Origin of the sequence: Fodinicola feengrottensis, from assembly GCF_039530045.1 — a bacterium.
Taxonomy (GTDB): domain Bacteria; phylum Actinomycetota; class Actinomycetes; order Mycobacteriales; family HKI-0501; genus Fodinicola; species Fodinicola feengrottensis.
On sequence record NZ_BAAANY010000009.1, the window covers coordinates 267,204 to 293,808 of the forward strand.

General features: G+C 67.0%; 26 protein-coding genes. 8 read left to right on the plus strand and 18 right to left on the minus strand.

Annotation, left to right across the window (positions count from 1 at the left end):
- Positions 1 to 51: 51 nt before the first annotated feature.
- The 4 genes from ABD301_RS13790 to ABD301_RS13805 form a co-directional block, all read right to left on the minus strand.
- The gene (locus ABD301_RS13790) at positions 52 to 357 is read right to left on the minus strand and encodes a hypothetical protein (RefSeq protein ID WP_163568281.1); all 306 of its coding nucleotides are present in this window, start codon (positions 355 to 357) and stop codon (positions 52 to 54) included.
- A gap of 13 nt (positions 358 to 370) precedes the next feature.
- Complete coding sequence (locus ABD301_RS13795) at positions 371 to 718, minus strand: hypothetical protein (protein WP_344310432.1); 348 nt, start codon at positions 716 to 718, stop codon at positions 371 to 373.
- Between the two features lie 152 nt (positions 719 to 870).
- Positions 871 to 1,227, minus strand: coding sequence for a hypothetical protein (locus tag ABD301_RS13800; protein ID WP_163568279.1), 357 nt, complete (start codon positions 1,225 to 1,227; stop codon positions 871 to 873).
- Positions 1,228 to 1,454: 227 nt separating this feature from the next.
- Positions 1,455 to 2,048 carry a hypothetical protein gene (locus ABD301_RS13805; protein WP_344310434.1) on the minus strand — a complete coding sequence of 198 codons (594 nt, stop codon included), beginning with the start codon at positions 2,046 to 2,048 and terminating at the stop codon, positions 1,455 to 1,457.
- 107 nt (positions 2,049 to 2,155) lie between these two features.
- Between ABD301_RS13805 and ABD301_RS13810 the strand changes: the two genes are divergently transcribed.
- Together ABD301_RS13810 and ABD301_RS13815 are read left to right on the plus strand one after the other, a co-directional pair.
- The gene (locus ABD301_RS13810) at positions 2,156 to 3,430 is read left to right on the plus strand and encodes a sensor histidine kinase (protein ID WP_344310436.1); all 1,275 of its coding nucleotides are present in this window, start codon (positions 2,156 to 2,158) and stop codon (positions 3,428 to 3,430) included.
- Entirely contained in the window at positions 3,427 to 4,062 is a 636-nt protein-coding gene (locus ABD301_RS13815) for a response regulator transcription factor (RefSeq protein WP_344310438.1), read from the plus strand. The genes ABD301_RS13810 and ABD301_RS13815 overlap by 4 nt, the downstream gene beginning before the upstream one ends.
- Before the next feature lie 4 nt (positions 4,063 to 4,066).
- Here ABD301_RS13815 and ABD301_RS13820 read toward each other — a convergent pair whose 3' ends face one another.
- The 3 genes from ABD301_RS13820 to ABD301_RS13830 all read right to left on the minus strand — a co-directional run bounded on the left by ABD301_RS13820 (position 4,067) and on the right by ABD301_RS13830 (position 7,220).
- Positions 4,067 to 4,849 (minus strand): class I SAM-dependent DNA methyltransferase, encoded by a 783-nt coding sequence (locus tag ABD301_RS13820; protein ID WP_344310440.1) that lies wholly within the window; start codon positions 4,847 to 4,849, stop codon positions 4,067 to 4,069.
- Positions 4,850 to 5,199: 350 nt separating this feature from the next.
- On the minus strand, positions 5,200 to 5,928 hold the full coding sequence (locus tag ABD301_RS13825; protein WP_163568275.1) for a LytR/AlgR family response regulator transcription factor: 729 nt from the start codon (positions 5,926 to 5,928) through the stop codon (positions 5,200 to 5,202).
- Positions 5,925 to 7,220, minus strand: coding sequence for a sensor histidine kinase (locus ABD301_RS13830; RefSeq protein WP_344310443.1), 1,296 nt, complete (start codon positions 7,218 to 7,220; stop codon positions 5,925 to 5,927). The genes ABD301_RS13825 and ABD301_RS13830 overlap by 4 nt, the downstream gene beginning before the upstream one ends.
- A gap of 322 nt (positions 7,221 to 7,542) precedes the next feature.
- Between ABD301_RS13830 and ABD301_RS13835 the strand changes: the two genes are divergently transcribed.
- The 5 genes from ABD301_RS13835 (at position 7,543) to ABD301_RS13855 (ending at position 12,868) form a co-directional block, all read left to right on the plus strand.
- Complete coding sequence (locus ABD301_RS13835; RefSeq protein ID WP_344310445.1) at positions 7,543 to 8,514, plus strand: helix-turn-helix domain-containing protein; 972 nt, start codon at positions 7,543 to 7,545, stop codon at positions 8,512 to 8,514.
- A 112-nt stretch (positions 8,515 to 8,626) separates the two neighbouring features.
- Positions 8,627 to 10,351: a phenylacetate--CoA ligase family protein gene (locus tag ABD301_RS13840; protein WP_344310447.1), complete on the plus strand. Its 1,725-nt coding sequence runs from the start codon at positions 8,627 to 8,629 to the stop codon at positions 10,349 to 10,351.
- Positions 10,348 to 10,803 carry a hypothetical protein gene (locus ABD301_RS13845; RefSeq protein WP_344310449.1) on the plus strand — a complete coding sequence of 152 codons (456 nt, stop codon included), beginning with the start codon at positions 10,348 to 10,350 and terminating at the stop codon, positions 10,801 to 10,803. Before ABD301_RS13840 ends, ABD301_RS13845 begins: the two co-directional genes overlap by 4 nt.
- On the plus strand, positions 10,800 to 11,900 hold the full coding sequence (locus ABD301_RS13850) for a GNAT family N-acetyltransferase (protein ID WP_344310451.1): 1,101 nt from the start codon (positions 10,800 to 10,802) through the stop codon (positions 11,898 to 11,900). Before ABD301_RS13845 ends, ABD301_RS13850 begins: the two co-directional genes overlap by 4 nt.
- The gene (locus ABD301_RS13855) at positions 11,900 to 12,868 is read left to right on the plus strand and encodes a nitroreductase (RefSeq protein WP_163568273.1); all 969 of its coding nucleotides are present in this window, start codon (positions 11,900 to 11,902) and stop codon (positions 12,866 to 12,868) included. The genes ABD301_RS13850 and ABD301_RS13855 overlap by 1 nt, the downstream gene beginning before the upstream one ends.
- Before the next feature lie 84 nt (positions 12,869 to 12,952).
- Here the strand turns inward: ABD301_RS13855 and ABD301_RS13860 are convergent, their stop codons facing one another.
- The 11 genes from ABD301_RS13860 to ABD301_RS13910 all read right to left on the minus strand — a co-directional run bounded on the left by ABD301_RS13860 (position 12,953) and on the right by ABD301_RS13910 (position 25,420).
- Positions 12,953 to 13,678, minus strand: a complete 726-nt coding sequence (locus ABD301_RS13860; protein ID WP_163568272.1) for a sugar phosphate nucleotidyltransferase — start codon at positions 13,676 to 13,678, stop codon at positions 12,953 to 12,955.
- Positions 13,675 to 14,673, minus strand: coding sequence for an SDR family NAD(P)-dependent oxidoreductase (locus tag ABD301_RS13865; protein WP_344310454.1), 999 nt, complete (start codon positions 14,671 to 14,673; stop codon positions 13,675 to 13,677). Before ABD301_RS13865 ends, ABD301_RS13860 begins: the two co-directional genes overlap by 4 nt.
- Before the next feature lie 14 nt (positions 14,674 to 14,687).
- Positions 14,688 to 15,641 carry an NAD-dependent epimerase/dehydratase family protein gene (locus ABD301_RS13870; protein ID WP_163568270.1) on the minus strand — a complete coding sequence of 318 codons (954 nt, stop codon included), beginning with the start codon at positions 15,639 to 15,641 and terminating at the stop codon, positions 14,688 to 14,690.
- A gap of 22 nt (positions 15,642 to 15,663) precedes the next feature.
- Positions 15,664 to 16,653 (minus strand): glycosyltransferase family 4 protein, encoded by a 990-nt coding sequence (locus tag ABD301_RS13875; RefSeq protein WP_344310457.1) that lies wholly within the window; start codon positions 16,651 to 16,653, stop codon positions 15,664 to 15,666.
- Between the two features lie 134 nt (positions 16,654 to 16,787).
- Positions 16,788 to 17,912: a DegT/DnrJ/EryC1/StrS family aminotransferase gene (locus ABD301_RS13880; protein ID WP_344310459.1), complete on the minus strand. Its 1,125-nt coding sequence runs from the start codon at positions 17,910 to 17,912 to the stop codon at positions 16,788 to 16,790.
- Between the two features lie 18 nt (positions 17,913 to 17,930).
- Positions 17,931 to 18,581, minus strand: a complete 651-nt coding sequence (locus ABD301_RS13885; protein ID WP_344310461.1) for an acyltransferase — start codon at positions 18,579 to 18,581, stop codon at positions 17,931 to 17,933.
- Positions 18,578 to 19,615 carry a Gfo/Idh/MocA family protein gene (locus tag ABD301_RS13890; protein ID WP_344310463.1) on the minus strand — a complete coding sequence of 346 codons (1,038 nt, stop codon included), beginning with the start codon at positions 19,613 to 19,615 and terminating at the stop codon, positions 18,578 to 18,580. Before ABD301_RS13890 ends, ABD301_RS13885 begins: the two co-directional genes overlap by 4 nt.
- A gap of 157 nt (positions 19,616 to 19,772) precedes the next feature.
- Entirely contained in the window at positions 19,773 to 21,500 is a 1,728-nt protein-coding gene (locus ABD301_RS13895; RefSeq protein WP_344310465.1) for an O-antigen ligase family protein, read from the minus strand.
- A 127-nt stretch (positions 21,501 to 21,627) separates the two neighbouring features.
- Positions 21,628 to 22,350 carry a sugar transferase gene (locus ABD301_RS13900; RefSeq protein WP_344310467.1) on the minus strand — a complete coding sequence of 241 codons (723 nt, stop codon included), beginning with the start codon at positions 22,348 to 22,350 and terminating at the stop codon, positions 21,628 to 21,630.
- A gap of 251 nt (positions 22,351 to 22,601) precedes the next feature.
- Positions 22,602 to 24,254, minus strand: a complete 1,653-nt coding sequence (locus ABD301_RS13905; RefSeq protein WP_344310469.1) for a lipopolysaccharide biosynthesis protein — start codon at positions 24,252 to 24,254, stop codon at positions 22,602 to 22,604.
- Positions 24,251 to 25,420, minus strand: coding sequence for a glycosyltransferase family 4 protein (locus tag ABD301_RS13910; RefSeq protein WP_344310471.1), 1,170 nt, complete (start codon positions 25,418 to 25,420; stop codon positions 24,251 to 24,253). Before ABD301_RS13910 ends, ABD301_RS13905 begins: the two co-directional genes overlap by 4 nt.
- Before the next feature lie 95 nt (positions 25,421 to 25,515).
- Between ABD301_RS13910 and ABD301_RS13915 the strand changes: the two genes are divergently transcribed.
- Positions 25,516 to 26,553, plus strand: coding sequence for a Gfo/Idh/MocA family protein (locus ABD301_RS13915; RefSeq protein WP_344310473.1), 1,038 nt, complete (start codon positions 25,516 to 25,518; stop codon positions 26,551 to 26,553).
- Positions 26,554 to 26,605: the final 52 nt, after the last annotated feature.

Below are 26,605 nucleotides of genomic sequence, written 5' to 3' on the forward strand. Positions count from 1 at the left end.
CGAGCATGCAAAACCCCGTACGCAACGACGTACGGGGGTTTGCGGAGAAACTCAGGCGCCAGAGGCGAGGATGCTCTGGGCTTTCTGGCCGCCAGCCTGGAAGGTGTCGTTGACCTGGTTGGTGGAGCCCTGGAACTGCCGGACGCCGCTGATGTATTCGTCGATCAGCTGGTCGGCCTTGGCCATGCAGGCCTGGTGCTGTTCCTGGCCCATGCCGCCGGCGAAGTTGTCGATCGCCTTGCTGACGTGGGACTTGAGGGTGGCCCGCAGCGCGTCAATGTTGCCGGCGTGACCGCCTTGGTCGGAGCTGAGCTGGTCGAGGACGCCGAAGTCGGCGCGGATGGAAGCATTGGACATGTCGGAAGTCCTCTCAGGCGTTGATGCCGCGGCTGAGCGCGGAGGTGAAGGTGTCCGCCGAGCCGAGCGAACCCTGCTGCGCGGAGTGGGCGTCGTCGTCCGAGTTCACCAGGGTGTTCTCGGTGGTCACCGCGCGGCGGGCCTGTTCGGCGATGTGGTTGGCCAGCTGCGTGAGGTTGGCGCCGGAGAGCGTCGAGATGTTCGTGAACGACGAACCAGCGGAGCCCTTCAGGCCGGCCTGCGAGGCGTCCATCTTGCCGACGAACGACCGCGACTCGCTGTGCTGGTCGCCGGCGTTGGTGTCATACCCCTGCCCGGACTGCGACAGCACACCGACTTCGTTGAGATTGACGAGCGTCATTGACCCCTCCAGTAGGTCGAGGCGGCGGCCGGCGATGCCCTCGCCGTTCTCACCTGGGTGACTCCCGGTCAGGGTACAAAACCCCCGCAACCCCCGTTGACCAGCGGAAAGAGAATCGACTCAGGCCCACTACGGACGGTGTTCGGCGGGGGTCAGGCCCGCAGCCGGTGCCACAGCGGCAGCGCGAGTACGGCTACCAGGCCAATGGCGAGCACGACCAGATCCTGCGGTCCATGCCAGTGCAGGGTGCCGTCTGTGCTGAGCAGGAAGCCCTCGACGCAGAGCCAGCCCACGACGGCGGTGAAGGCGGCTGCTCCGACGGACATCCACCGGCTGACCACCACCAGCGCGGCCGCGACGCCCAGCGCGAGCACCCACCACGGCACCGCGGCTGGGAACAGTGTGGTGACGGCGGTGGCGCCGAGCGCGGTGGCGAATCCGAGCGCCATGCCGAACTCCCACCGCAGTTGATCCGGGTGGGCTTCACGAAGGTGCAGGCTGACGGCCATGCCTTCGACGCTAAGTCGGCTCTGGCCGTACGAGACCCGGCCCTAACGCGTTCTTAACCACCGCCCGCCGATTCTTAACGCCCACACCCCGGCCAGCTTCGCCAAAACTCCGGTGCGGCGCGAAACTGTCGTACCCTCCGGCAGATTTGCCCCCACCCAGTGACGGGTGGGGGGTGGGTTCGAGGACCGATGTTCAACTAAAAATTAAGGTCCAACAAGATCAGTGGCTACGTACGGTCCACCGCCGTCCGAGTCGACGGCAAGCCGTCGCCGTGCGCTTTTCCGTGATCTCGTTGGCCTGAGGCCTCAACCCTCTTCAGGTAGGTCCGCTGCCGGATGCGTTTCCATGGTTTGACCACGGATAGTACGAGCATGAAGGTCAGCAGCGAGATGATGCTGACCGACGCCCCCAGCAGCTCGGCTCGATCGACCAGATACGCGGAATCGGCGAGCACTCCCGGTCGACCGCTGCGGTCGACAGCGTCCAGAGCCCAGCCACCGACCAGAATCGGAGTGGTGACAAGCAGGACGCTGGTCAGCACGAGTTTGATTGTCACCCACCAATAGCGCACCAGACCCCATTTTGTCTTCAGGCCCAGTAATGCCCCGGTGACGAGCGCTGTCACCGAAAGAGCAGTCAGCGGCCAGCGGTCCAGGACATGCGCAATCTCGTGAGCCGCATGCCGCAGCTGTGGGTCGGCCGTGAGCAATCCGGCGATATTGATCGTCAACATCATGAATCCGCCGCCAAGCCAACCGATCGAACTGCCGATATGCAGAATGTCCAGCAGATTCTTGGTCTTCCTTGTTGCCTTTCGCATGACTACAGGCTGGATCCCGGTACGCGCCGGCGTAATACCGCTGGTGACAGGGCAAGGGTATAGAAAGCTGTATGGGCGGCCGGCCGGAAACGTCGTAGTCTCGGCGGATGAGCGACGCGAGGACAGGCTGGGAGGCGCTGCGTCTGCCGCCTTGGCAGTTCCTGTCCTCACGCTGGCCGTGGCGCGCTCTCGGCTACCAGGCCAGCGGCGCGCTGGTCGGTGCGGCGACGATGATTTCGCTCGTACTGCTGACATCCCTCGGAGTTCTGTTGTCACCTGTCCTCATTGGACTGTGCCTGCTGACCGCCGTGTGCCTGGCCGGTCTTCCGCTGGCCGCAGTCGAGCGGCGGCGGATGGCGCTGATGGGATTTTCGGTCGCCGGCAGTCCGCACCGCGAGCCGCCAGCGCCCGGTGCGCGGACCTGGCTGCGGGCCAGGCTGACCGAGTCCGCCACCTGGCGGGAGCTGTTTTTTGCGCTGTCGACAGGTTCCGTGCTCTGGCTTTTCGATCTGACGGTGGTGACGGTGACCGTGCTGCCGACAGCCAGTACGTTGTTCGGGCCGCTCATCACCGCTGTCGCGCCAGCACGTGCCGTACCAGCCGGCGTCGCCCTGGCCGGCTGGATCTGGTTGACCCCGTTCATCGGACTGGTGCTCTGCATCGGTTCGGCCTACCTGCTCGTGACGACCGCGACCGCGCGGGCGACGCTCGTCCTCAGGTTGTTGCCAACAGGCCCCGATCCGGCCAGGCAGGTGGCTGACCTCACCCGGTCCCGGGCTCGGCTGGTGGACGGGTTCGAGGCCGAGCGGCGGCGGATCGAGCGCGATCTTCATGACGGTGCCCAACAGCGATTGCTGGCGCTGTCCCTGCAATTGGGGCTGCTACGCGTACGGCTGACGCACGAACAGGTCTCAGCGGAGATTCTCGAAGCGGTCGAAAATGCTCACCAGCAGGCCAAACAGACCATCGACGAACTGCGTGACCTGGTGCAGGGCATCCACCCGCGGGTGCTCGCCGACCGTGGCCTCGGACCGGCCGTAGTCGAGCTCGCCGGCCAGGCGACGATTCCGATCGAGCTGGATTTTGAGCCGGCACAGCGATTTCCCGCGCCGATTGAGGCCGCCGGTTATTTCACCGTCGCGGAAGCCTTGACAAACGCGGTAAAACACGGCGGCGCCGACCGTATTGTGGTCACTGGCCGGCACATCGCGGGCACACTCACTGTGGTGGTGACCGACGATGGAGTGGGCGGTGCGGACATTTCCGCCGGCTCCGGGCTGCAAGGACTGGTCGACCGCGCCGACGCGGTCGGCGGCACCTTGACCGTGACGAGTCCGGCAGGAGGTCCGACAGTGCTCCGGCTGGACATTCCGATCCGATGAGAATTGCCATCGCCGAGGATTCCCTTCTGTTGCGGGAAGGACTGGTCGCGCTGCTACAGCAGTACGACCACACCGTTGTCGCCGCCGTCGGCACCGCACAGGAACTAGTCGCCGCCGTCCAGGAGCACCATCCCGAGTTCGTGATCACGGACGTACGCATGCCGCCCGGACACGGGGACGAAGGATTGCGGGCAGCGCTGGAAATCCGCGACCAGCAGCCGGGAATGCCGGTGTTGGTGCTGAGTCAGTACGTTGGCCAGACGTACGCCGCCGAACTGATCGAAAAACATCCAGCCGCGATCGGCTATCTGCTGAAGGACCGGATCGCCGACGTCGCCGACTTTGTCGAGGCGATCGGTCAGATCGCCGCCGGCGCGGTCGTCATCGACCCGGAAGTGGTACGCCGGTTGCTCGCCCACCGGCGCGGCACGACCACACTGACCGCTCGCGAGTTCCAGGTCCTGCACCGGGTGGCCGCCGGCCGTACGAACGCGGCCATCGCCCGTGACCTGCGCGTCAGCGAGGTCGCGGTGGCCAAACACATCGGCGCGATCTTTGACAAACTCGGCCTCGCCCAGACCGGCGACGACAACCGCCGGGTGCTGGCCGTCCTGCACTATCTACAGAGCTGATCGATCAGACCAGTACGTATTCGGCCACATAAAGCGGCGTCGACGGCGTGAACGAACCCGGTTTCCAGCCAGGGGTAAGGGAAACCCGCCGCATCCCGGCGGCCTCGGCCATCAGGTCTAGCTCGGCCGGCCACAGGAACCGGTGATGGATCGGCTGGACGCGTACGCGCCCGTCCGGTGAAAACATCACGATCTCCGACTCGATGACCTGATCCACCAGATGGAGCCGGGCGGTCTCCATTGTTGGACTGTCACCGAACTTTCCCACATGCCGCGACCGACGCCCGGCTCCGTCGAAGGAGTCGAGCCGCGGCAGCGCCACTTCCAGGACAAAACGACCGCGTTCGGCCAGCACCTGAGAAGCCGCCTGTACGCAGCGTTTCTGTGCAGCGCCGTCGGGCAATGCCGAGATGGTGGTGAAAACCGTGTAGACCAGGTCGTATTTTGTAGGCGCACCAGGCGTAAGGAAGGTCTCGACATCAGTCATGTCACCCACCGCCACCGTCAGCCGGTCGGTCACCTCAACCGCTGCCGGCTTCGCCCGCAGGACCTCGAGCATCGTCGGCTCCAGGTCGATGCCGTGCACCCGGATGCCACGTTTGGCCAACGGGATGGCGACCCGCCCGGTGCCCACTCCCAGCTCCAGCGCCACCGGCTCGGCCGCACCACTTTTCGCCGCGTACGCGACCAAAGCGTCGACCGTCGCGTCGACGCCCGGCCCGTCCGGGAAAATCATGTCATAGTCGGCGGCCCAGCCCGCCCCGTACGTCTGCTCGTTAACCGTCATCAGTCGATCCTGACATCAGTACTGGGTACGGAAACCCAACAGGCGCTGAGCCTTCGGTCGGCGGTTGGCCATGTCTCTCGACCCACCCCCGCCCGTTCAAAGGGAGGGGGAAAGAAAAACAGACACCTACGACAATTTCGCGCCGCAACGGCTTGTCGCGGCTAAACCAGCCACACGGGTTTCCATCCACACCCCGCCCGCGCGGCGACCGGAGGTCGCCCAGGTTCGTGGCGGTGGGGTGCCCGGTTTTTGGGCGCCCCGGCGACGCGAACCGGATGCGCCGCCGCAGGAACTGCGGCCATCAACCCAGCGCCGCCGCAGGAACTGCGGCCATCAACACTGCGGCCAATTCAATAGCCGACCAGGCGGTCCCGTACGGCTCGGCTGTGCCGGCGGCTGACCGGCAGCGGCAGTTCGTCGACGATCACCACATAGCCGGAGTCGGTCGTACGCAGCTCGCTGATCGCCGACAGGGCGACCACGTACGACCGGTGGATGCGGACGAAACCGGCCTCGGACCAGCGGTCGGCGAGGGCGCTCAGCGGGGTACGGATCAGGTGCGAGCCGCCGGCGGTGTGCAGCCGGGCGTAGTCGCCCTGCGCCTCGACCCAGCGCACCGCGGACCGGTGGATCATCCGGGTGACGCCGCCCAGCTCGACCGCGATGACCTCTTCGCGGCCGTCGGTGCCCGGGCTCGCCTCGGCATCGCCGCGGGCGGCCACCACTCGGCGCAGCGACTCCGCGAGGCGGTCGGCCCGCAGTGGTTTGAGCAGGTAGTCCACGGCCCCCAGCTGGTACGCGTCAGCCGCGCGTTCTTCGTGCGCGGTCACGAAAACCACCGACGGCGGCTTGACGAACCGGCGCAGCACCCGGGCCAGCTCCAGGCCGTCCAGGCCGGGCATCCGGATGTCCAGGAACACCGCGTCGATGCCCTCGTCGCGCAGCATCCGAAGCGCCTGCAGGGCATCGCTCGCGACGGTCACCGAGGCCACCCGGGGATCCGCGCCCAGCAGGAAGGCCAGCTCGTCCAGCTGCGGCGCCTCGTCGTCCACCGCAAGCGCCCGCAGCCCGCTGTTCATCGCCGTCCCTCGCCGGCACTGGCCGGATGGGATCGCGGCACCCGCATGCTGACCTTGGTCCCCACACCGAGGGCGGTGTCGATCCGCAACCCGTACCGATCCCCGAACATCGACCGCAGCCGGATGTCCACGTTCGCCATCCCGACATGTTCCCCGATGTCGCCAGAAGTGTCTGGCAGGTCGAGCTCGGACGCTTTCATGCCGACGCCGTCGTCCTCCACCGACAGCAGGCAGTCCGGCCCGGCGTCGGACGCGATGATGGTGATCGTGCCGATCCCGCGCTTGGCCGACAGGCCGTGCCGGATCGCGTTCTCCACCAGCGGCTGCAGGCACAGGAACGGCACCGCCACCCCGAGCACCTGCGGCGCGACCTGCATCCGGACCTGCAGCCGGCGGCCGAACCTGGCCCGCTCGATCAGCAGGTAGCGATCGATCGACCGGAGCTCCTCGGCGAGCGTGGTGAAGTCGCCGTGCGAGCGGAAGCTGTAGCGGGTGAACTCGGCGAACTCCTCGATCAGCTCGCGGGCCCGATCCGGGTCGGTGCGTACGAACGAGGCGATCGCGGACAGCGCGTTGTAAATGAAGTGCGGGCTGATCTGCGCCCGCAGCGCCCGTACCTCGGCGCGGGCCAACGCTTTGGCCTGCCGGTCGGCGTCGGCGAACCCGAGCTGCGCGGACACCCAGCGGCCGGCCTCCTCGGCGGCCAGCACCAGCGCGTCGGTCGACTCGCCGCCGGTGAGGACGGCGAGGGCGCCGACCGTACGGCCGGACCGGTCCAGCGGCACCGCTACCCCGGTGCCCAACGGGCAGTCGGTGTCCGCGCAGCGCAGCTCGCCGGGCGGCAGCACCGCGGGCCGCGCGCGAGCGATCGACTCGGCCATCAAGGAGGTGATCCGGGTGGCGTGCTCGGGCTCGCCGGGTCCGTACCAGGCGAGCAGCCCATCCCGGTCGGCCAGCGCCACCGCCTGGCCGCTGAGCAGCGCCGCGAGATGCGGCAGTGCGCGCTGAGCACCGTACTGCGTCAGTCCGCCGCGCAACGCACACGCGAGCAGCGTGGCGGTGTGCAGGACCTGGTAGCCCACCTCCGACCCGGTCTGCTCGTTCGCGCTGGTACGACTGCGCCGGCGCCGGATGACCGCGATGATCACGACCGCGAGCACGAGCACGGCGAGCACGATCGCCGCGCCGGCGACCAGCAGTGACAGCCCACCGGATGCGGTCGCGGGCAGCGCGAGCACCACACTCATCGCGACCGGCCGGATGCCGGCGGTGATCCCGCTCACGGCTGACATGCTGCCACCGGTGCGGTTCGCCCGATTAGTCGCCCGTCCAAACGCGGCGAAAAAACCGAGGCGGCGGCGGCTTGGGGGTGGGGACCGATGCCACCGCCGCACTCGAACCGGACGATGGGCGAACGAAACGTTGGCCGCGCGAGTCCCGTTTCTTGGCTGGTCTGCGGTCTCGCGCGCGTTCGCCTAACACCACCGGCACCTCAGGCTGGCATTCGGGCCCGAGCCGGCGAAAGAGCCGGCATGATGTATTTCCCGGCAATGTCGTGAATACGACAACAGGCATTCCCCCTGCATTGCGTGCGTACCGGGACAGGAGCGACGGGTGCTGGAAGCGATCGGCCTGACCGAAGCGGAACAGGCGACCTACCTGGCTCTGCTGGAACAGTCGCCAGCCACCGTGGCGCAGATCCGCGAGTGCGTGCCGGGTCCCGCGGTGCCGACCGCGTTGGTGGCGCTGGAGGCCAAGGGTCTGGTTTCCCGGCTGTCCGGCCGGCCGGTGCGCTACCAGCCGGCCCCGCCGGATGTGGCGCTGGAGGTCCTGGTCCGGTCCGCCGAGCGGGAGCTGCAGCAGGTACGCCTGACGGCCAAGAACCTTATGGAGCGCTATCACTCCCGCCGGGTGGCCACCCGGCCCGAGGAGATCGTCGAGGTGGTGACCAGCTCCGAGGCGGTCTTTCAACGCTGCGAGCAGGTGCAGCGGGCCGCCGTCGAGCAGGTCCGGATCTTCGACCGCCCGCCATATATAGCCGGCGGGCTGACCAACGACGTGGAAAAGGAGGCACTGGCCCGCGGGATCCGCTACCGGACCGTGTACGACACCGCCGGCCTGGACCTGCCCGGCCGACTCGCGGTGGCACAGGAATTCGCCGCCCAGGGCGAAGAGGTGCGCGTCGCCGGTGGCGTACCGGTCAAAATGTTCATCGCCGACGACTCCCTCGGGCTGATCTCGCTGGAACGTCCCGCCACCAGTGACAGTGCGCTGGTCATTCACTCGTCGTCGCTGCTGGACACGCTGATAGCGCTGTTCGAAGCGATCTGGGGGACCGCCGTGCCGGTCCGCTTCGACGAACCCTCCGCCGGCCAGCCCGCGCAGGCGACCGGGCAGCCGCGTACGGTCAGCGACCGGCAGTTGCTGAGCCTGCTGGCCGCCGGCCTCACCGACGAAGCCATCGGCCGTCACCTCGGCTGGCATCCGCGTACGGTCCAACGCCACCTTCGGGACATCATGGCCGACCTCGGCGCCCAGACCCGTTTCCAAGCCGGCCTGCAAGCCGGTCGCCGCGGTTGGCTGTGAACGGGTAGAAGTACTCAGCGCACCTGGTGTCTTTGGCGCTGCTGGCAAAGCCGCTGGTCGCGAACGATGGAACTCGACAGCAAGCCAGCCTCGAGACCATCGGACGCCGCGGATGTTTTCCCTCGTTCCCACCCTCGCCAGCTATCTCTCCGACGCGATCACCACCGCTTACGCGAGCCTGCGGTCAGCCGACCTGCCAGCGCACGCGGCCTACACGGTGTCGAACAGCCTCACCTCGTACCGCGACCGGGTGAACCGGGAGCTGGACGTGCCGGACGTGACGCCGCGGCCGAGCAAGCCGGTGCTGGCCGGGCGTACGCCGTCCGAACGCCTGATGTTGCTGGTCCTGCGGATCTTCTGCGTCGGCCTGACCTGGGCATACCACTTGTCGTCACTGCATCCGGCGATCTGGCGGCGGCTGGTACGCCGTTACCGGCCCGGGCTGAGCCGGCTGGCCCGCGTGCACGCCCGGGCGACCTGCCGGCTGGCCGCCCTCAGTGTGCCGGCCTACCGCGACTTTCTCCGCGGTCGCAAGGATTTCCCGGAGACCAGCAAGAAGACCTACGTGCAGGCGTACGACGAGATCAGCCGCTGCCGGAACGGCCGGCTGGACCTGGTCGGCACGATGGTGGACGAGTCGTCCGGGTCCTCGGGACGGCCGTTCAACTGGGTACGCGGCCACCGCGAGCTGGCCGCGGTCTACCGCAACGCGGCCTGCTATACCGGCCTGATTTTCCAGGTCCGCAAGCCATTCGTGATCAACGCGTTCTCGATGGGCGCGTGGGCGACCGGCACGAACACCGGCATCGCGATGCTGAAAGTCGCGATGGTGAAGAACACCGGTCCCGATCTGGACAAGATCGTCGACACCCTGGCGCATTTCGGCCCGGACTTCGACTACCTGATCACCGCGTACCCGCCGTTCCTCAAGCACCTGCGCGACCGGCTGGACTCCGAAGGTTTTGACTGGCCGGCGTACAAAATCCACGGCGTCGTCGGCGGTGAGGCGCTCACCGAGGCACTGCGCGACTACCTGACCGAACGGTTCGCCTCCGTACGCTCCTGCTTCGGCGCCAGCGACCTGACCATCGGGATGGGCGTCGAGACAGGTTTTACTGTGTGGCTGCGCAAAGAACTGCTCGCCGACCCCGAGCTGCGGGCCGAGCTGATCGGCGCGGACGAACAACGGCTGCCGATGATCTTCCAGTACAACCCGCTCGACACCTACCTCGAGGTCAACAACAGCAGCGAACTTCTTTGCACGGTCACGTCAACGCACGCGCTGCAGCCAAAACTGCGTTACAACATCGGCGACGAGGCGGCCCTGCGGTCGTACGAGGACGTGGTCCGGATCCTCAAGCGCGAGCCCGCGCGCTGGCAGGCGGCCATGGAGGCCACCGGCGGCGAGCGGATGAGCCTGCCGTTGTTGCTGCTCTACGGACGCGCCGACAGCACGATTTCGTACATGGGCGCCAACATCTACCCACAAGATGTGGAATACGGCCTGTACGAAGAAAACCCGCTGGCCGAAATGATCAGCCGCTTCAGCCTCTCGCTGGTGGAGACCGCCGACCACGAGTCCCGTCCGATCGTGAACATCGAGCTGCGCCAACCGATCGGCGACCCGGAACGCGAAGAGCTGGCGGCCACCTGCCGTGCGGGCGTTCTGCGGCACCTGGCCAAGGTGTCCCGCGACTTCGCCCAGTCACTCGCCGAAGATCCCACCGCGGCCGACGTACGGGTGCGGATCTTCGATCCGGCGGCCGGCCCTTTCGCGGCCATCGCTCAGAAACTCAAGAACACCTACCTCGTCAGGGAAACGGGTGACCGGTCATGAGGACTACCGACTTCTCGCAGGCACCGGACAAAGCCCGGGCCACCGCGATGTTCATCGGCGCCACCCGTTATCGCGGCCCGGGCTCGATCGTCTCGCTGAGCCGTACGTGGTTCCAGCTGGTACGCGACATGAAACGGATGCGCGGCTACGTCTGGCACCACGTCTACTGGGAGTTTCCGTTCACCCTCGGCACCATCGCGTTCTTCGAGGACCGGGAGGCGCTGTTGCGGTTCGCCCGCAGCAAACATCACCGGGCCCTGATGCCGTGGATCAGCGACGGGAAGAAGAACGCCCTCGGAGGGTGGATTCGGCTCTACAGCGCGGCGGAATCCGGCTACGCACAGGGAATCTGGCGCGCTGAGGACGGCGCCATGCAGCACATCGACACCTTTACCCCGCTGGGCAACGAAACCGCCGGTCCGCCGGTCATCCGGAAGGCGCGCGTCCGATGAGACTCACCCCGGTCCGTACCCGCCGTGACCTGGCCGATTTCCTGGCTTTCCCCGACCGGCTCCACGGTCACGATCCACGCTATATCCCAACAATGCATCAGCAGATCCGCGGTTGGCACGGTGGCGAGGTGCCGGGCGTACGACTGCACCTGCTCCGGGACGCGGCTGGCGAGGTGGTCGCTCGTACGACCCTGCACACCGACCCGGACTTCGACCGCAAACTCGGCCGGCCAGTCCAGCTCTTCGGGCTCACCGAATTCGTCGACGACGACACGGTCACGAAGACGCTCTTTGAGGAAATCTGCATGGCTGGCCTGCAAGCCGGCCGGGCGTCGGTGTTCGGGCCGGTTTCGTTGCTGCCAAATCAATCCGGCGGAGTCATCACCTCCGGCTTCGACCAGCGCGGCTTCGTCGACAGCGGGTGGAATCCCGCCTATTACCCAGACGCGTACGCGAGCAACGGCTTTAAGGCGAGATTTCCGTCCGAGACCTGGATCTGCGACCACCTGCAGGACGATCCGCGATCGGTCCACGAGGTTTTCCCTTTCGAAGGTGACTTGTTCGGGGATCTGGAGCTGCATCGTGGCAGCCGGCGACATCTGGCAGAGCAGCTGCCGATCCTGCGCGGGATGCTGAACGCCAGCTTCGCCCAGCTCGGCTACTACACCGAGATCTCCGCCGAACAGCTGGCTCGACAGACGGATGGCCTCGCGTACCTGATCGACGAATCTTTGCTGCTCTACCTGACCAAAGCCGGTCGCCCGGCGGCTTTCGTGTTGTGCATCCCGGACATCTCCGATTTCGTCCGGAAAACCAGCGGAAACCTGAACGCGGTCAACCAGTTGCGGCTGTTGGTCAGCCGCAGTCGCTATCGGCGGGAGGCGATCCTGGTCATCAAGGGCACTGTTCCCGGCGAACAGGGCCACGGCTATCAGCGGCTGCTTTCCCGCGAGCTGCTCAAAAATCTGCGAGCCGGCGGCTACGACACACTGCGCAGCACGTACGTCGAACGCACCAACCCCGCGTCGGCGGCCCAGTATCGCGCGATGGGCGGCCGGCCATTGCACGGCTATGCCTTCTATGAGAAGGAAATCTGATGGACCAGCGGGCCTTCGCCGCGCTTGAGCCGATCATCTGGCGGGCGCCGAGCGCACACAACACCCAACCGTGGACGCTCAACTATCAGGACAGTGCCATTGACATCGGCTGGGACCGGGCCTGCGAACTGCCGGCCGGCGACCCGACCGGCCGCGACCTGCAGCTCTCCCTCGGCGCTTTCGTGGAGACAGCTCTCGTGGTCGCCGGATCGGCCGGCCTGCCGATCGACTTCACACCGGACCACGGCGATCACCGAATCGGCCGGCTGATGGACGCAGCCGGCCCGTACGCCTCTCCCTTCACGGCCGACGACGTGCGCAAACGTGCGTCGAACCGCGGCGCGTACGAACCCGGCCAGCTCGACGAGTCCCTGCTGGCCGAGCTCAACGCCCTCGCCAGTACGGCCGGCGGCGCGGTGCGTGCGGTTGGTACGCGCGATGTGGCCGCTCTGCTCTACGAAGCCGACCGGCACCTGTTCTCGTCGGTGCCGGTGACGAAAGAGCTGGCCGAGTGGGTGCGGCTTGCCCGTACGCACCCGTCCTACCACCGCGACGGGCTGTCCGACCGCGCGCTGGCGCTCAGCCGTGCCGAGGCGGCCGGCCTGCACGCCGCTCTCGCCGTGCACCGCCCGCTGCACCGCCTGGGCCTCGCGACCGCGCTCGCCGCCGCGTCGAAGTCGCTGCTCGCGTACGACGGCACCGCGATCGTCCTGGTGGGGCCGCCGGAGAGCGATGTGGACACCCAGGTGACCTTCGGCCGGGTGCTGATGCGGATCTGGCTGACCCTGTCGTCGCACGGATTCGCGAACCACCCGCTCAGCCAGATCATCGACGCCCCCACTACCCGCCGCCGCCTCGCCGACCGCCTCGGCTTCGCCGCACCGCAACTCCTGCACCTCGCCCGCGTCGGCCGGCCTCTCACCGCCGCCCCACACTCCCCCCGCCGCGTCGCCTCGCCATGGCCATAGACACAGCCATAAACAGAGCCGTAAAAACGTCGATGGCCCATCCGCTGCGTCGAGCGCAGCGAACGGGCCACCGAAGAGCGAAACCTAGCGGGAGGGTGGGGCGTAGCCGGGGAGGAAGAGTTCCGGGTCATTGCGGAAGAGGTAGTTGGCCTCGTCGTAGTCGTCCGGGCGGCCGATGTCGAGCCACAGGCCGTCGTGCCGGCGGCTGCCGACCTCGAAGCCGGCGGCCAGCAGGTCCAGGATCAGCGTCGGCATGTCGTAGAAGCCGTCCGGGATCCGCTCCAGCACGCTTGGCGACATCGCATAGACGCCCATCGAGACGTCGTAGCGCAGCGTCGGCTTCTCCTCGTACCCGTACACCCGGCCGCCCTCGGCGACCTTCAGCACGCCCAGCTCGATCTTCTCACTGCGGACGTACGTGGAGACGGTGACCGGATTGGCCTCGGACTTGTGCTGCTTCATCAAGTCGCTGAAGTCCATGTTGCAGAGCAGGTCGCCGTTCATCACGAAGAAGTCGTCGAACACCTTGCCGGTCAGCGACCGCAGCGGTCCGGCGGTGCCGAGCGGGTTGTCCTCGCGGATGTACTCGATCTTCATGCCCAGGTGCGAACCGTCGGTGAAGTAGCCCTCGAGCAGGTACGCCAGGTGCCCGGTCAGCATCGTTACGTCCGTGACTCCGTGCATCCGCAACTGGCGGAGCACGATCTCCAGGATCGGTATGTCACCGACCGGCATCAGTGGCTTGGGGAAGCTGGTGGTGAACGGTCTTAGCCGCGTCCCCTTGCCACCGGCCAGAATGACCGCCCTCATGTCGTATACCGGTCCACGTCATAGCGGTGCAGGTTGCTCTTGACGTAGTCCACGACTCTGGACAACCCCTCGCGCAGCGACACTTGCGGCTCCCAGTCGGCCCGCTTCTTGGCCGCCGAAGCGTCCGCGATCAGCTCGAACACCTCACTCTTGGCCGGCCGCAGCCGCTGGGTGTCCTCGACGATCGGTACGTCCGGACGGCCAGCCACCTCGGCGATCAACGCGGCGAGGTCACCGATGGTGATGCCCTTGCCGTTGCCGACGTTGGTGGCGGTGCCGATGCACTCATCGGCATTCGCGACCGCCATGAAGCCGCGCGCGGTGTCCGTCACGAACGTCAGGTCGCGTACCGGCCGAAGATCGCCCAGCTTGACCTGGTCGCGGCCGGCCAGCAGCTGGCTCGCGATGGTCGGGATGACCGCTCGCGCGCTCTGCCGTGGTCCGTACGTGTTGAACGGGCGAATCGTGGCCACCGGTGTCCCGAAGGACCGGTAGAACGACTCGGCCATGCAGTCCGCACCGATCTTGGACGCCGAATACGGCGACTGCGGCTGCAGCGGGTGCTTCTCGTCGATCGGGGTGTACAGCGCGGTGCCGTACGTCTCCGAGGTCGACGTGTGCACCATCCGCGGGATCTCCAGCTCGCGAACCGCCTGCAGCACGTTGAGCGTGCCGTTGACGTTCACGTCCACGTAGTACTTCGGCGCGGTGTACGAGTACGGGATGGCGATCAGGGCCGCGAGGTGGAAGACAACATCACGGTCCGTACACACATGTTTCACGTAGAACGGGTCGGTGATGTCTCCGTGCACGATCTCGATCGACTCGCGTACGTCTGCCGGCGAGAGCGCCAGCATGCCGATCTCGGAGCGGCCGTTGTACTTCACCATCGCCCGCACTTGCGCGCCTGCGCGTACCAGTTCCTCGACCAGGTGTGAGCCGATAAACCCTCCGGCACCGGTCACCAGAACCTTCCGGCCTGCCCAACTTTGCACCGGTTGTCCTTCCGTCACGGGCGTCCAGCCTTCTCCACGGCGTCCAGCAGGTCGGCCGCACTGTCGGCCAGCGGCCGCTGAGCGCTCCACCCGATCTCCGCACGCACGCGCGCGGGAGAACCGACCTGATACGGAATGCTGCCAGGTCGGTTCGCGGCGCCCGATGGCGGGTCCGTGACCCTCACCACCGAGGGGTCCAACCCCCCTGCGGCCAGCAAAGCCGCCAGGACCGCGCCAACGGTCGCCTCGCGGCCCGAACACAGGTTGTAAAGCCGGCCTGACTCACCGCGTTCGGCCAGCTCAACGTAGCCAGCGGCGATATCGCGTACGTCGGTGAAATCGCGGACCGCGTCGAGGTCTCCGACGGTGACCGTGTCGGAAAGCTCGGCACGCACGTCCGCGATGCGGCGGGCGAATGCGCTCGCGACCGTGGTCGGCGGCTCGCCGGGACCGATGTGGTTGAAGGCGCGTACCGGAATCACGTCGAGCGCCCCGGTGGCCGCGAACGCCATCGCGGTGGCCTCGGCGGCGACCTTGGCGTGTCCGTACGCGTTGACCGGGCGCAGCGGAGCGTCCTCGGTCACCGGGTTCAGCTCTCGGGGCAGCGCGCCGTACTGGGCCGAGGAGCCGGCCACCAGCAGCCGCGCCTTGCTGCCGGCCGCAACCATCGCGCGGCACAGGTTGAAGGTCGCTGAGACCGCGTCGGCCACCAGCGCGGTGGGGTCGCCGCCGGCCGCCTTGAAGGCCGGCGAGGCGGCCAGGTGGAAGATCACGTCCGGCTTGAGGTCGCCGACCTGCTGGGCGAGCGCGTCGATGCCGGTCGGGTCAGCGAGGTCGTGCCGGACGTAGTGGTCGTCCGTACGCTCCGCCCGCCCAAGGCTGATCACCTCCCAGCCGCGCTCGGCCAGCTCCGCCCGTACGTGCGTGCCGACGAACCCGTGGGCTCCGGTGACCAGCGCTGAATTCATGCCGTCTTTCTACCTTCCGGACTCAACGGACCACCGACCGGTAGACCTCGACGATCCGTTCGGCGATCCGTGGTGAGTCGAGCCATCCACAGGCCTCGCGGCCGTTGGAGCGGGACTTAGTGTCGAGCACCTCGGTCACCGCGTCGGCCAGCGACTTCACCAGCGCCTCGCGCGCGGCCGGCGTGCCCCACGGCTCGGCGAAGGCGACCACCTGAGACGGCGTGACCTCGCGGGTGATCTCGGCGACGTCGCCGACGTCCACGCTGACCACCGGCAAACCCATCGCGACGGCCTCCTTGACCACCGTCGGCGAGCCCTCGGATCCCTTGCGGGACGTGAAAAGGAACACGTCAGCCGCGTTGTATTTCTCAACGATCTTCTCGACCGGCTGGTTCGGCGCGGACAGCACCAGCTCGCGGATCGAGTCGTCGGACGCCTTCAGCTCCTTGAGCACGTCACTGAAAACGTCGTAGCCCTTGACGGAGTTTGTCGGCATACCACCGAAAAGGACGACCTTCTCGTGCGGTTCGATGCCGAGCGCGGCCCGTGCCGCCTCCCGATCGGCCGGCACGAACGTGGCGAAATCGACCCCGTTCGGGATCACCACGCCGTCCTGGTCGCCCGCGGTCTGCGCCAGCCGCTTCGAAACATAGATGCGTTTGGCCACGCCACCGGAGCCGAGCTGGGTGATGCGGTGTTCCTTGGGCGAGTTCACATCGCTGCCATAGAGCGAAAGAACGCGCGGCACATTGCCGACCAGCCGGGCGGACGCGGCAGTCATGCCGTAATGGATGTGCACCACGTCGTACGAGCCGGCCTTAACACGAGCCCGCACCCGCGGGGCGGCAAGCAAGTAGTCCTTGCTGCCCCGCGACTGCGCGACGACCTCAACATCCACGTGGTGCCCGAGCTTGCGCAACGCTTCGACCTGTTCCTCAACAAAAACTCCGCGAAAGCTTCCGCCTTCCGGCCAAAGGTTGGTGACTGCCAGGATCCGAAGCGCTGCTGTCATAGCGAGTACCTGCCTGCCTTGTCCCTGGTGACCGGATTGGTGCCAAATGGTAGATCCACACCAATCCGCACCACGGCCTGGTCCGCTGTTGCTTTGGGCGCCCCGGGCGACACCGGCCTATTGCGCCTTAGAAATCAAACCTGCTCAAAATATTTCTTCACGGCCGCGACCACGGTGTCGACCTGTTCGTTGGTCAGCTCCGGGAAGATCGGCAGCGACACGATGCTGTCCGCGTACGCCTCGGTGATGGGCATGTCGCCCTTCTTGTAGCCGAGGTCCGCGTACGACGGCTGCAGGTGCACCGGCACCGGGTAGTGGATGACCACGCCGACGCCGTTCTCCTTCAGGAACGCCTCCAACGCGTCGCGCTGGCCGGTCCGCAGGACGTAGTGGTGGTAGTTCGAGATCAGGTTCGGGGTCTCCGGCGGGGTACGCAGGTCGCCGACGCCAGCCAGCTTCTCGCTGTAGAGCTTGGCGATCTCGCGGCGACGCTCGTTGTCCGCGTCCAACGTGGTCAGCTTGACCTTCAGGACGGCGGCCTGCAGCGTGTCGAGCCGCTCCGGGAAGCCCAGCATCTCGTGCACGTACTTGCTCGTACGGCCGTGGTCACGCAGCTGCGCGACCTTCTTCGCGAACGCCTCGTCGTTGGTGGTGACCGCGCCAGCGTCACCGAAGGCGCCCAGGTTCTTGCCGGGGTAGAACGAGAAGCAGGCGGCCAGGCCGTACCCGCCGCAACGCACCTTGGTGCCGTCGGCCTTGATGTAGTCCGAGCCCTGCGCCTGCGCGGCGTCCTCGATCAGCGGGATGCCGGCGTCGGCGCAGATCGCGCCAATGGCGTCCAGGTCGACCGGGCGGCCGTGGATGTGCACCGGCAGCACCAGCTTGACGCCGTCGATGTTCTTCTTCAGCTCCTGCGGGTCCATCAGGCCCGTCTCCGGGTCGATCTCGATGAACCGCGGGGTGGCGCCGGTGTAGCTGATCGCCTCGACGGTGGCGATGAAGGTGTGCGACGGGGTGGCGACCACGTCACCGGGGCCGATGCCCGCGGCGACCATCGCCAGGTGCAGCGCGGCGGTGCCGGACGCGACACCCACGGCGTACTTGACCTGCGAGAAGGCGGCGAAATCGGCCTCGAACTGCTTGACCGCGGGGCCCTGAATGAAGGCGGTGTTGTCGATGACCTCCTTCATCGCGGCGTCGATGCCCTCTTTGTGCCGGGCGTAGTTGGCCTTGAGGTCTACCAGTGGAATGTTCGGCATTGAATACTCCAGAAACTGTTAGTTCGCGGACGAGGGATACGGGGGGTGCGGTTCGCCGACCGTACAGATCAGCTCGTCGATGGTTTTCACCACGCGCGCGGGGTTGCCGACCACGACCGCGCCGGCTGGCACGTCCTTGGTCACCACCGCGCCCGCACCAACCAGCGCCCGTTCCCCAATCTGGACGCCGGGAAGCAGGGTCACGTTCGCCCCCACTTTGGCCTCACGGCCGATGCGCACCCCGACCAGGCAGTCGGGCATGTGCTGGCAGCGCGGGAACGGCGCGTTGGTCACCGTCACCCGCGGCCCGATCCAGGCCTTCTCCTCGAGCACCGTGTACTCGGGGATGAAGCACTGGGAATGGATGCGTACGCCGTCGGCCACCGTGACGTTGAACTCCAGCACGGTGAGCGAGCCGACCGAGACGTTGTCACCGATCGTGCAGTTCTCGCGGATCATCGCGTGGTGACCGGAGGCGAACCGGGCACCAATCGTGCTGCCCGCGTACATCACCGTGTGGCTGCGCAGCGTCGAACCCGCGCCCACCACCAACGGCTGGTCAGGCCCGGCGCGGCCGATCGAGCAGAACTCCTCGACCACCGTGCCGGCACCCAACTCCGCCCTGCTGTCCACGACAGCGAGCGGAGAAATCGTCAGAGCCGCCGTCATGAAGAGACCGGCAGATCGATCTTCACCTTGTCCCCGTCGGCCTTCAGGGACTTGTCGGCGGCTTCGAGTACGGCCACCACGCGGGCGCCGTTCCAGCCGTCCGTACGCGGACGCTCGCCGGTCACCGTGCACTCCAGGAAGTGCTTGAGCTCGGTCGCGAGCGGCTCGACCATCTCCAGCCGCGGTACGTGCATTTCGCCGTCCCGCAGGCGGTACTGATAAGCACCGTACGAGTCGGCGTCCAGCCGGTCCGCGCCCTTGTCGTAGACCTTGAGCTTCGCGTCGGCGTCGATGTCGTCGTACACGAGCATCTTGTCCTTGCCCACGACCGTGGTCTTGCGGGTTTTGGACGGGTCCAGCCACGAGACGTGCATGTGCGCGAGGATGCCGCCGGGGTAGCCGACGGTCACGAACGTGACATCCTCGACGGTCTCGTTCAGGTAGCGGGCGCCGCGCGCGGACACCCACTCCGGATTGCTGCCGGTCAGGTAGTTCGCGATCGAGACATCGTGCGGACCGATGGACCAGAACGCGTTGATGTCGCTCTGGATCCGGCCCAGGTTCAGCCGCTGCGAGTGGATGTAGAGCACGTCGCCGATGTCTCCGGCGTCGATGATCTCCTTCATCTTGCGTACGGCCGGCACGAACTCGAACGTGTGCCCCACCATCAGCACCAGCCCGGCCTGGTCCGCCTGCTCCGCGACACTCACGGCGTCCGCGGTGGTCAGCGCGAGCGGTTTCTCCACGAAGACGTGTTTGCCGGCGTCCAGCGCCTTGCGCGCCAGCGACGCGTGACTGGCCGCTGGGGTGGACACGATGACCGCGCCGACCGTCTCGTCCGCGAGCACCTTGTCCAGGTCCTCGGTGACGTTGATCTGCGGGTAGAGCGAGGCGGCCTTGTCCCGGCGCTCCGGGGACAGGTCGACCAGGTGCCGCCAGCGACCAGCGGCGTGGGCCGCGAGGTTGCGAGACAAGTTCGGACCCCAGTAGCCGAAGCCGATCTGGGCGATGCCGTCAGCAGTTGGTGCGCTCACAGGTCTGTGAGCCTCCCTTCGGGTGAGGCGCCCCATTGCGCCTCTAGTTCCGCCGCACTGCCCGGCCGGCTGTGGACCGCTCCGGGTGCGCCAGCGGTTCAGTGTGCCAGCGACCGGCCGGGGAACCGAAATCCGGCTACCGCCGATGTGCGGCCAGTCACCCGCTGCGATGCCGGCCGGTGGCGTCCTCGGAGCCCGGATCGGGCCCGTCATCGGCCTGCTGGCCAGCTGTTTCAGCAGAATCCTCAGGCACTGCAGGTTCCGGTGCGGCGTGCGCTGGCCCGGTCGCCGAGGCCGCCGGAGCCGCGTCGGCGACGGCCGGTTTGGGCGACCGCCAGCTGAACTTCAGGTGGTCGTCGGTCGCGCCTTCGGCGAGCACCGCCGGCCGCCAGAACTTGGTCACCGACAGCGCCGGACCGGCCAGCAGGGTGGCCGGCACGGTGTCCGCGTTGTCGCCACGTCGCAGCGCCGACCACCCGAGCCCGAGCACGGTGAAGAACAACACCGGGAACAGCTGGTCCTCCAGCGAGGGCGACAGGAAGGCCGCCACCACCGCGGCGACCACCACCGGCGGCCCCCACAGCACGTACGGCGAGACGTCCGGTCCCCTCGTACGCGACCGGACCATGGGCGCGATCAGGAAGAACAGCCAGACCAGGTAACCCAGGACGCCCAGCGCGCCGGTCTCCACGGCCAGGTGCAACCAGAACGAGTCGACCTGGTCGGGCTTCGCGCCGTACAGGTTGAAGTTGAACTTCTTGTACCAGGTCGGGTCGTGCTGGAAGGCCACCGTGCCGCCGAACTGGCCGACGCCGTAGCCGAGCACTGGCCGCTCGACGAACAGCTTGGCTCCCTGCTGGTAGAACAGCACCCGGATCTCGCGGGCCGGGATGCCCGGCTGGTCCTCGGCCGATGACCCGGCGCCGAAATGCAGCGCGGCCAACACGCCGAGAATCCGCTTCTCCAGCGTCACCCTGTTCTCGGTGCTGTTCAGCAGCTGCAGGCCGGTGAAGCCGACCACCAGGATCAGCGCGATGGCCAGCGGCCGTACCGGGCGCCGGCGCATCCACCAGATCACCACGGCGGCCAAGACGAACCCGATCGCCGATTCGCGTGACTGGGTCGCCGACATGCCCAGCGCGAGGAAACCGAACAGGAACCACAGCTTCTTGGAGATCTTGTCCTTGGTGCTGAACCAGGCGATCAGCCCGATCTCCACGATCATCAGGAAATGCCCGAGGTGGTTCGGGTGGTTCAGCAGCGCGTGCGCCCGGTTGATCCGGGCCCAGGTGAGGTCGGTCCAGCCGAGCCACTGGTACGCCGGGTAGCCGATCAGGGTCTCGACGATCGCCAGCCCCGCGTTGAGCACCGCGATGCCACCGACCAGATAAAGGATCGGCTTCAGCTGCTTGGTGGTCGGCCGCACCGCGCGCCACGCGAAAAACACGATGACACCGCGGAAGTAGACAAACAGCGCCTGCCCGATCAGTACCGCGCCGCTGCCGCCGAAGAACCCGGAAATCGCCATGATGACGCCCAGGGCGACCAAAGCCAGCTCGGCCTTGGTGAAAAAGTCCCGCCAGCTTTTGTCAACGGCTACCTTGATAACGGTAAAGCCGAGCACCAGGAGGAAAAGCCCTGTTTTGACGTTCTTGGGCCAGTCCGCAAGAATCCACGTGGGATCGCCCTTGGCGTTGGGTAGTCCGGGGTGGCCGAAGAGCTGTTGCACCCAGCCCTCGAAGAGAACGTCCACCAGAAGGGCGGCAAGCAGAACGAGCACCACCAGGCTGAGCGCGCGCGAAATCGGCGCGGACAGTGGCCTGGGATCGGGTGCCGGTTCCGGCTGGGCAGAAGGGGCCAGGTCAGCAGTCGTCAAAGTGGTCACTATCGCCAGTATCCAGTCAGGTCGCCGTCGAAGATTTCTCGCGTGAAGTTGTGTCCTGGGGTCAGTTCAGTAACTGACCCCAGGCCGGCGAGCCAGCGGCGGCGCGGCGATCACACCAACGCCCTCGTCACTTCGCGCCCTTGCCGGAGAGCACCGCGAGGGGCGTACGAATGATCAGCCCCAAGTCGGTGAACACACTGGCCTTGCGCGCGTAGCTGACGTCCAGCTCCATCATTTCCAAGAATGTCACCCGACCGCGGCCGTACACCTGCCAGGGGCCGGTGAGGCCGGGCTTGACGGCGAACCGGTCCAGGTTCTCCGGGCCCATCACCTCGACCTCGTACGGCAGCACCGGGCGGGGTCCGACCAGGCTCATCGAGCCGCCGAGGATGTTGAACAGCTGCGGCAGCTCGTCCAGGCTGGTCTTGCGCAGCAGCTTGCCGGACCGGGTCACCCGGTCGTCGTTGTGCAGCTTGGCCGCCACCGTGCTGGCGCCCTCTGTGTAGATCTTCTGCACGTACTCCTTGTGGACGTTCTCGTCCGCCCCGGTCCGCATCGACCGGAACTTGAGCATCGTGAACATCCGCCCGCCGCGGCCGACCCGCTGCTGCCGGAAAAGCACCGGCCCGGGCGAGTCGATGGCCACCCACAGCAGGGCGACCAGCATGAACGGCGAAGAAAGCAGAATGCCGACGCTCGCGAGCAAGATGTCCAGGCCACGGGTTGCCACCCGCTGGATCCGGCCGCGCTTCACCAGCTCGTCAGAGAGCTGGGAGATCAGCGAAGACTGGGGCACGCCTGGACGACCGGAAACCGCCGCGGTCGTCACTGTGAGGGGTGCAGAGGCCACAGCGGGCCCACCCCTAGATAGAACGGTCAAGCCGAGCCTCCTCGATCGGCACCACCGGTGTCCGTCGGGCCGCTTGGAGCTTCTGAACCCTGCTCGAAGCTCTCCTCCGCCGCTGCCGGTGACCTCTGCCCTGGGCATTCAGAGCAGGTGCCGCCGGCTGCTCGCGGACAGCAGCACGTGACCAGAAAAGCTTAGCACCGAAGGGTGCCGGCCTTGCGGATGTGTGCCCCGAACTACCCGGTTCGGGGCGATCACAGCTGCCCTTTCCGGCGCGCCACCGCGTAGAGTTTGCGCAGCTCAGGCAGCAGAATCAGGACACCTGTCGCGAATACCACAACGGCCGCCACCAGCGCGGCCAGCACGCCGGTGAAGCCGGCTGTGAGGCGCGTCGCATCCAGCCCCGCGGCGACCGCCGCGCCCAACGCGACCACCGCCAACGACCGCACCACCATGCCCGTCCACTGCATCCGATGCAGCCGCCACGTGACCACAATCGGCCCGCCGGCGATCACCGTCGTACCAAGCAGGTAAGCCAGCCCGATGCCGGCCGCGCCAAGCGGGCCGGAAAGCGTCGCGGCGAGGATGACCCCGATCGCCGCGCCGGTGACCGCCGAGATGACCGGGATCCGGACCTGCCGCAGGTTTCCCGACGACAGCGCGTTCACCGATGCCACCTGGACGACCGCGAGGAAGCTCGCCGCCAGCATGATCTGCAGCACCGTCGTGCCGCTCTCCGCGTTCTTGCCGAAGATGATCAGGATCGGCCTGGCCACCAGGATCGCCGCCGCGAAGAGCGGCGCGAGAACGAAGAAGAGGGCGCGAGTCGAGATGTCCGTATGCCGTCGCACGGCATCGGTGTCGCCGGCACCCTGTGCGTGCGCCATCGCCGGGAACAGCGCGAGGTTGAGCGCCCGTGGCAGCAGGTTCATCGGTTGTACGAGCGTCACCGCGGCGCCGAAGTAGCCCACCGCCGCCGGAGTCGAGAAGATCTTGGCGAGGATGTTCGTGCCGTACAGGAACCCGGTCGAGGCCAACGTGCCCGCGCAGGCAAGTGCGACGAACGCGATCACCTCACGCCGGTCGAACGCCGAGACGGGCGCGACCTCGCCGGCCATGTTGGCCCGCAGCAGCATCCTGGCCCCGAGCGTGAACAGGCCGTATCCGACGACGAACGGCAGCAGATAGCCCTGCCACGGAGTGACCAGGATGGCGATCGTGATGAGGATCGTCAGCACACCGGTCGAGAGCTCGAGCTTCGTGTACGAAGCGACCCGGTCGAAGCCGTAGAGCGCGGACTTGTCGAAGCTGTACGTGCTGAAGGTAAACGTCAACAGACCCACCAGGATCGCGTCGCGGACGCCGACCTCGGGGACGAAAAGCGGTGTGAGCAAGCCCACTGCGATCCCGAAGAACACCGAACCGGCGAGTCCCAGCCGGGACAGGAAGCGGTAGACCGAGCGAGCGGTCGGCTCCGCACCGCTACCGCGGTGATACGGGATGAACTTGCTCATCGCGCTGGCCACCCCGGCCGGCAACGCGAGGCTCGTCACGGTGGCGATCGCGATCAGCAGGGTGACCGTGCCATATTTGGCCGGATTGGCCAGGTGATGGTTCACCAGCGAGCCATGGACCAGCCGTACCAGCCCGATGCTGACCAGCGCCAACATCGTCAGCAAACCGGAGCTGACGATGGCCCGGCCCGGCTTGATCTGCGGAATCGGCTCGACCTCGACCGGCTCAGGCGTCGCTGGTGGCGGGGTTGGCGGCCTTACGGGCCGGTTCCGGCGGGCCGCGAGCGCGTCGGCGGCGGCCTTCGCCTCCTGGGTCTTGCGGGCCTTCTTGGTCTTGCGCGACTCGGCCTTCTTCGGCCCGCCGCTGGCTGGCTTCGCCATCGTGTCGCTCATTTGCCTGCCATCCGGTCCAGCACGTCGAGGTAGATCAGCTTCTGCTTCGCCCAGGACAGCTCGGCCATCACCTCGGAGGCCCGGTCGGCCTGCTTGCGGGCCGCTTCGGGGTCCTTGGCCAGCGCGAGCATCGCGGTCGCCAGGTTCTGGGCGCTCGCCGGATCCACGTACGACACCGCGTCGTCCGGGAAGTACCGGGTCACCACCGGGTTCTTGAAACTGATCGACGGCACACCCATCGCCGCGTACTCCAACAGCTTGGTGGGCAGCGTGTCGGCGGTCCAGATGTCCAGCTGGTTCGGTGCGACGCCGATGTGGACGCGATCGATCTGGGCCGGCATGTCGTGCACCGCGTAGACCCGTTCGGGCAGGTCAACCACGTCCTGCATGCCGAGCTCCTGCACCTTCTCGGCCACCGCCGCCAGGCCGTCGCCGCCGCCGCGTACCTGCAGGCGAGCCTTCGGCAGCTCCTTGCGTACGAGCGCCAGCGCCTCTACCAGCGCCACCAGCCCATGCCGCGGCGCGATCGTGCCGTGATAGCTGAAGACGACCTCGCCGGCCGGGTCCCAGCCGCGCCACCGGCTCGGGGTGAACATCGCCTCATCCGGCGAGTTCAGCACGCTGGTGACCGGCCGCTTCGTACGCGCACGCAGGGCCTCCGCGTACGGCTCATGCACGGTCATGACCTCGTTGGCGAAGGCCATCGACATGGTCTCGCTGGCGTGCACCGCCCTGACGATCTTGGAATCACCGAACTTGGACTCGAAAAGTCGCGAGGTCATGTCGTGTACGTCCAGCAACAACGGCACTCGTACGAGCTTCTGCACGGCCGCGCAGAAGACCAGCACCTCGGGCATCGAGTGCGCCTGGATCACGTCGAACCTGCGCGGTCTGGCGGCCAGCCAGGCACCGGCTCGCACGCCGAAGTCGCCGTACAACTTCAGGTAGCCGGCGCCGCCAGCGCCGCGGAACTTCTCGGTCTTGAAGTGCACGACCCGGACGCCGTCCAGCAGCTCGTGGCGCGGCCGGTCGGCCGAGCTGAGGGCCAGCACGGTCACCTCATCGCCGCGAGCGACCAGGGCTTCCGCCTGCCGGCGGACCCGTGGATCGCTCTCGTAATTTGTGACGGCCAGCATGCCCACGCGAAGGCGACGACTTTGTGCCATGGCGGTCGATGCTAACGTCCGCGCTGCACTGAGATTGCACCAGACATCGACTTCGGGCACGCCTGCACGGCTGACCGACCAAGGAGGCCGTGGGGATGAGTGAGCAGACCGGGCTACGGATCGGACTGCTGGGGTACGGGTACTGGGGACCGCACCTTCTGCGCAACTTCTCCAACCTGGGGTGCGAAGTCATCGTCGGTGACCCCAGCGCGGACAGCCGCCAGCGGTTGAAGGAAAACCGGCCGGACATCGTCTCGTACGCGTCGCTGGACGAGGTGCTGACCGCCGGCATCGACGCGGTCGTTATCTGTACGCCGGCCAAAACGCATTTCGCGTTGGCCAAGCAGGCCATCGAAGCCGGCAAGCACGTACTGGTCGAAAAGCCCATCACCACCAACTCCGCGGAGGCCCGCGAGCTGGTCGGGTTGGCCGCCGACGCCGGTCTGCAGCTGATGGTCGGGCACACCTTCGTCTACACACCGGCCGTGCGCAAGATCCGCGAAATCGTCGCTTCCGGCGAGCTCGGCGACATCCGCTACGCCACCTCGACGCGAGTCAACCTCGGCCCGGTCCGGCATGACGTGGGCGCCCTCTGGGACCTCGCACCACACGACTTCTCGATCCTGTCGCACGTTCTCGGTGAGCGCCCGACGACCGTTTCCGGCCGAGCCCGCTCCTTCCTGCAGCCGGGCCTGGACGATGTCGCTTTCCTGAACCTGGAATTCGGCTCCGGCGCGGTCGCGCAACTCAACGTTTCCTGGCTGGACGCCAAAAAGATCCGTCAGATGGTCTTCGTCGGCTCGAAGAAAATGCTGATTTACGACGACCTCTCCGCCGACTCGAAGGTCGTCCTGTGTGACAAGGGCGTCGACGTGCCGGGTTATTCGGAGTCGTACGGCGACTTCAAATTGTCCTACCGCTACGGCGAGGAGACCCCTCAGGTCCTGGAGGACACCGAACCGCTGCGCAACGAGGCCGAGCAGTTCCTGCTCTCCATCCGCGACGGCGCCGCCTCCCCCTCCACCGGCAAACACGGCGCCGAAGTGGTCGCCATGCTCGAGGCCGCCATGAAGGCCGTCGAAACCGAGCAGACCGTCCCGGTCGACTACATGGGCGCCCGCCTAGGCCGCTAACCCCCAACGAAGGTGCGGGGCTTGGTTGCAATCGGAATCCGATTGTAACGAC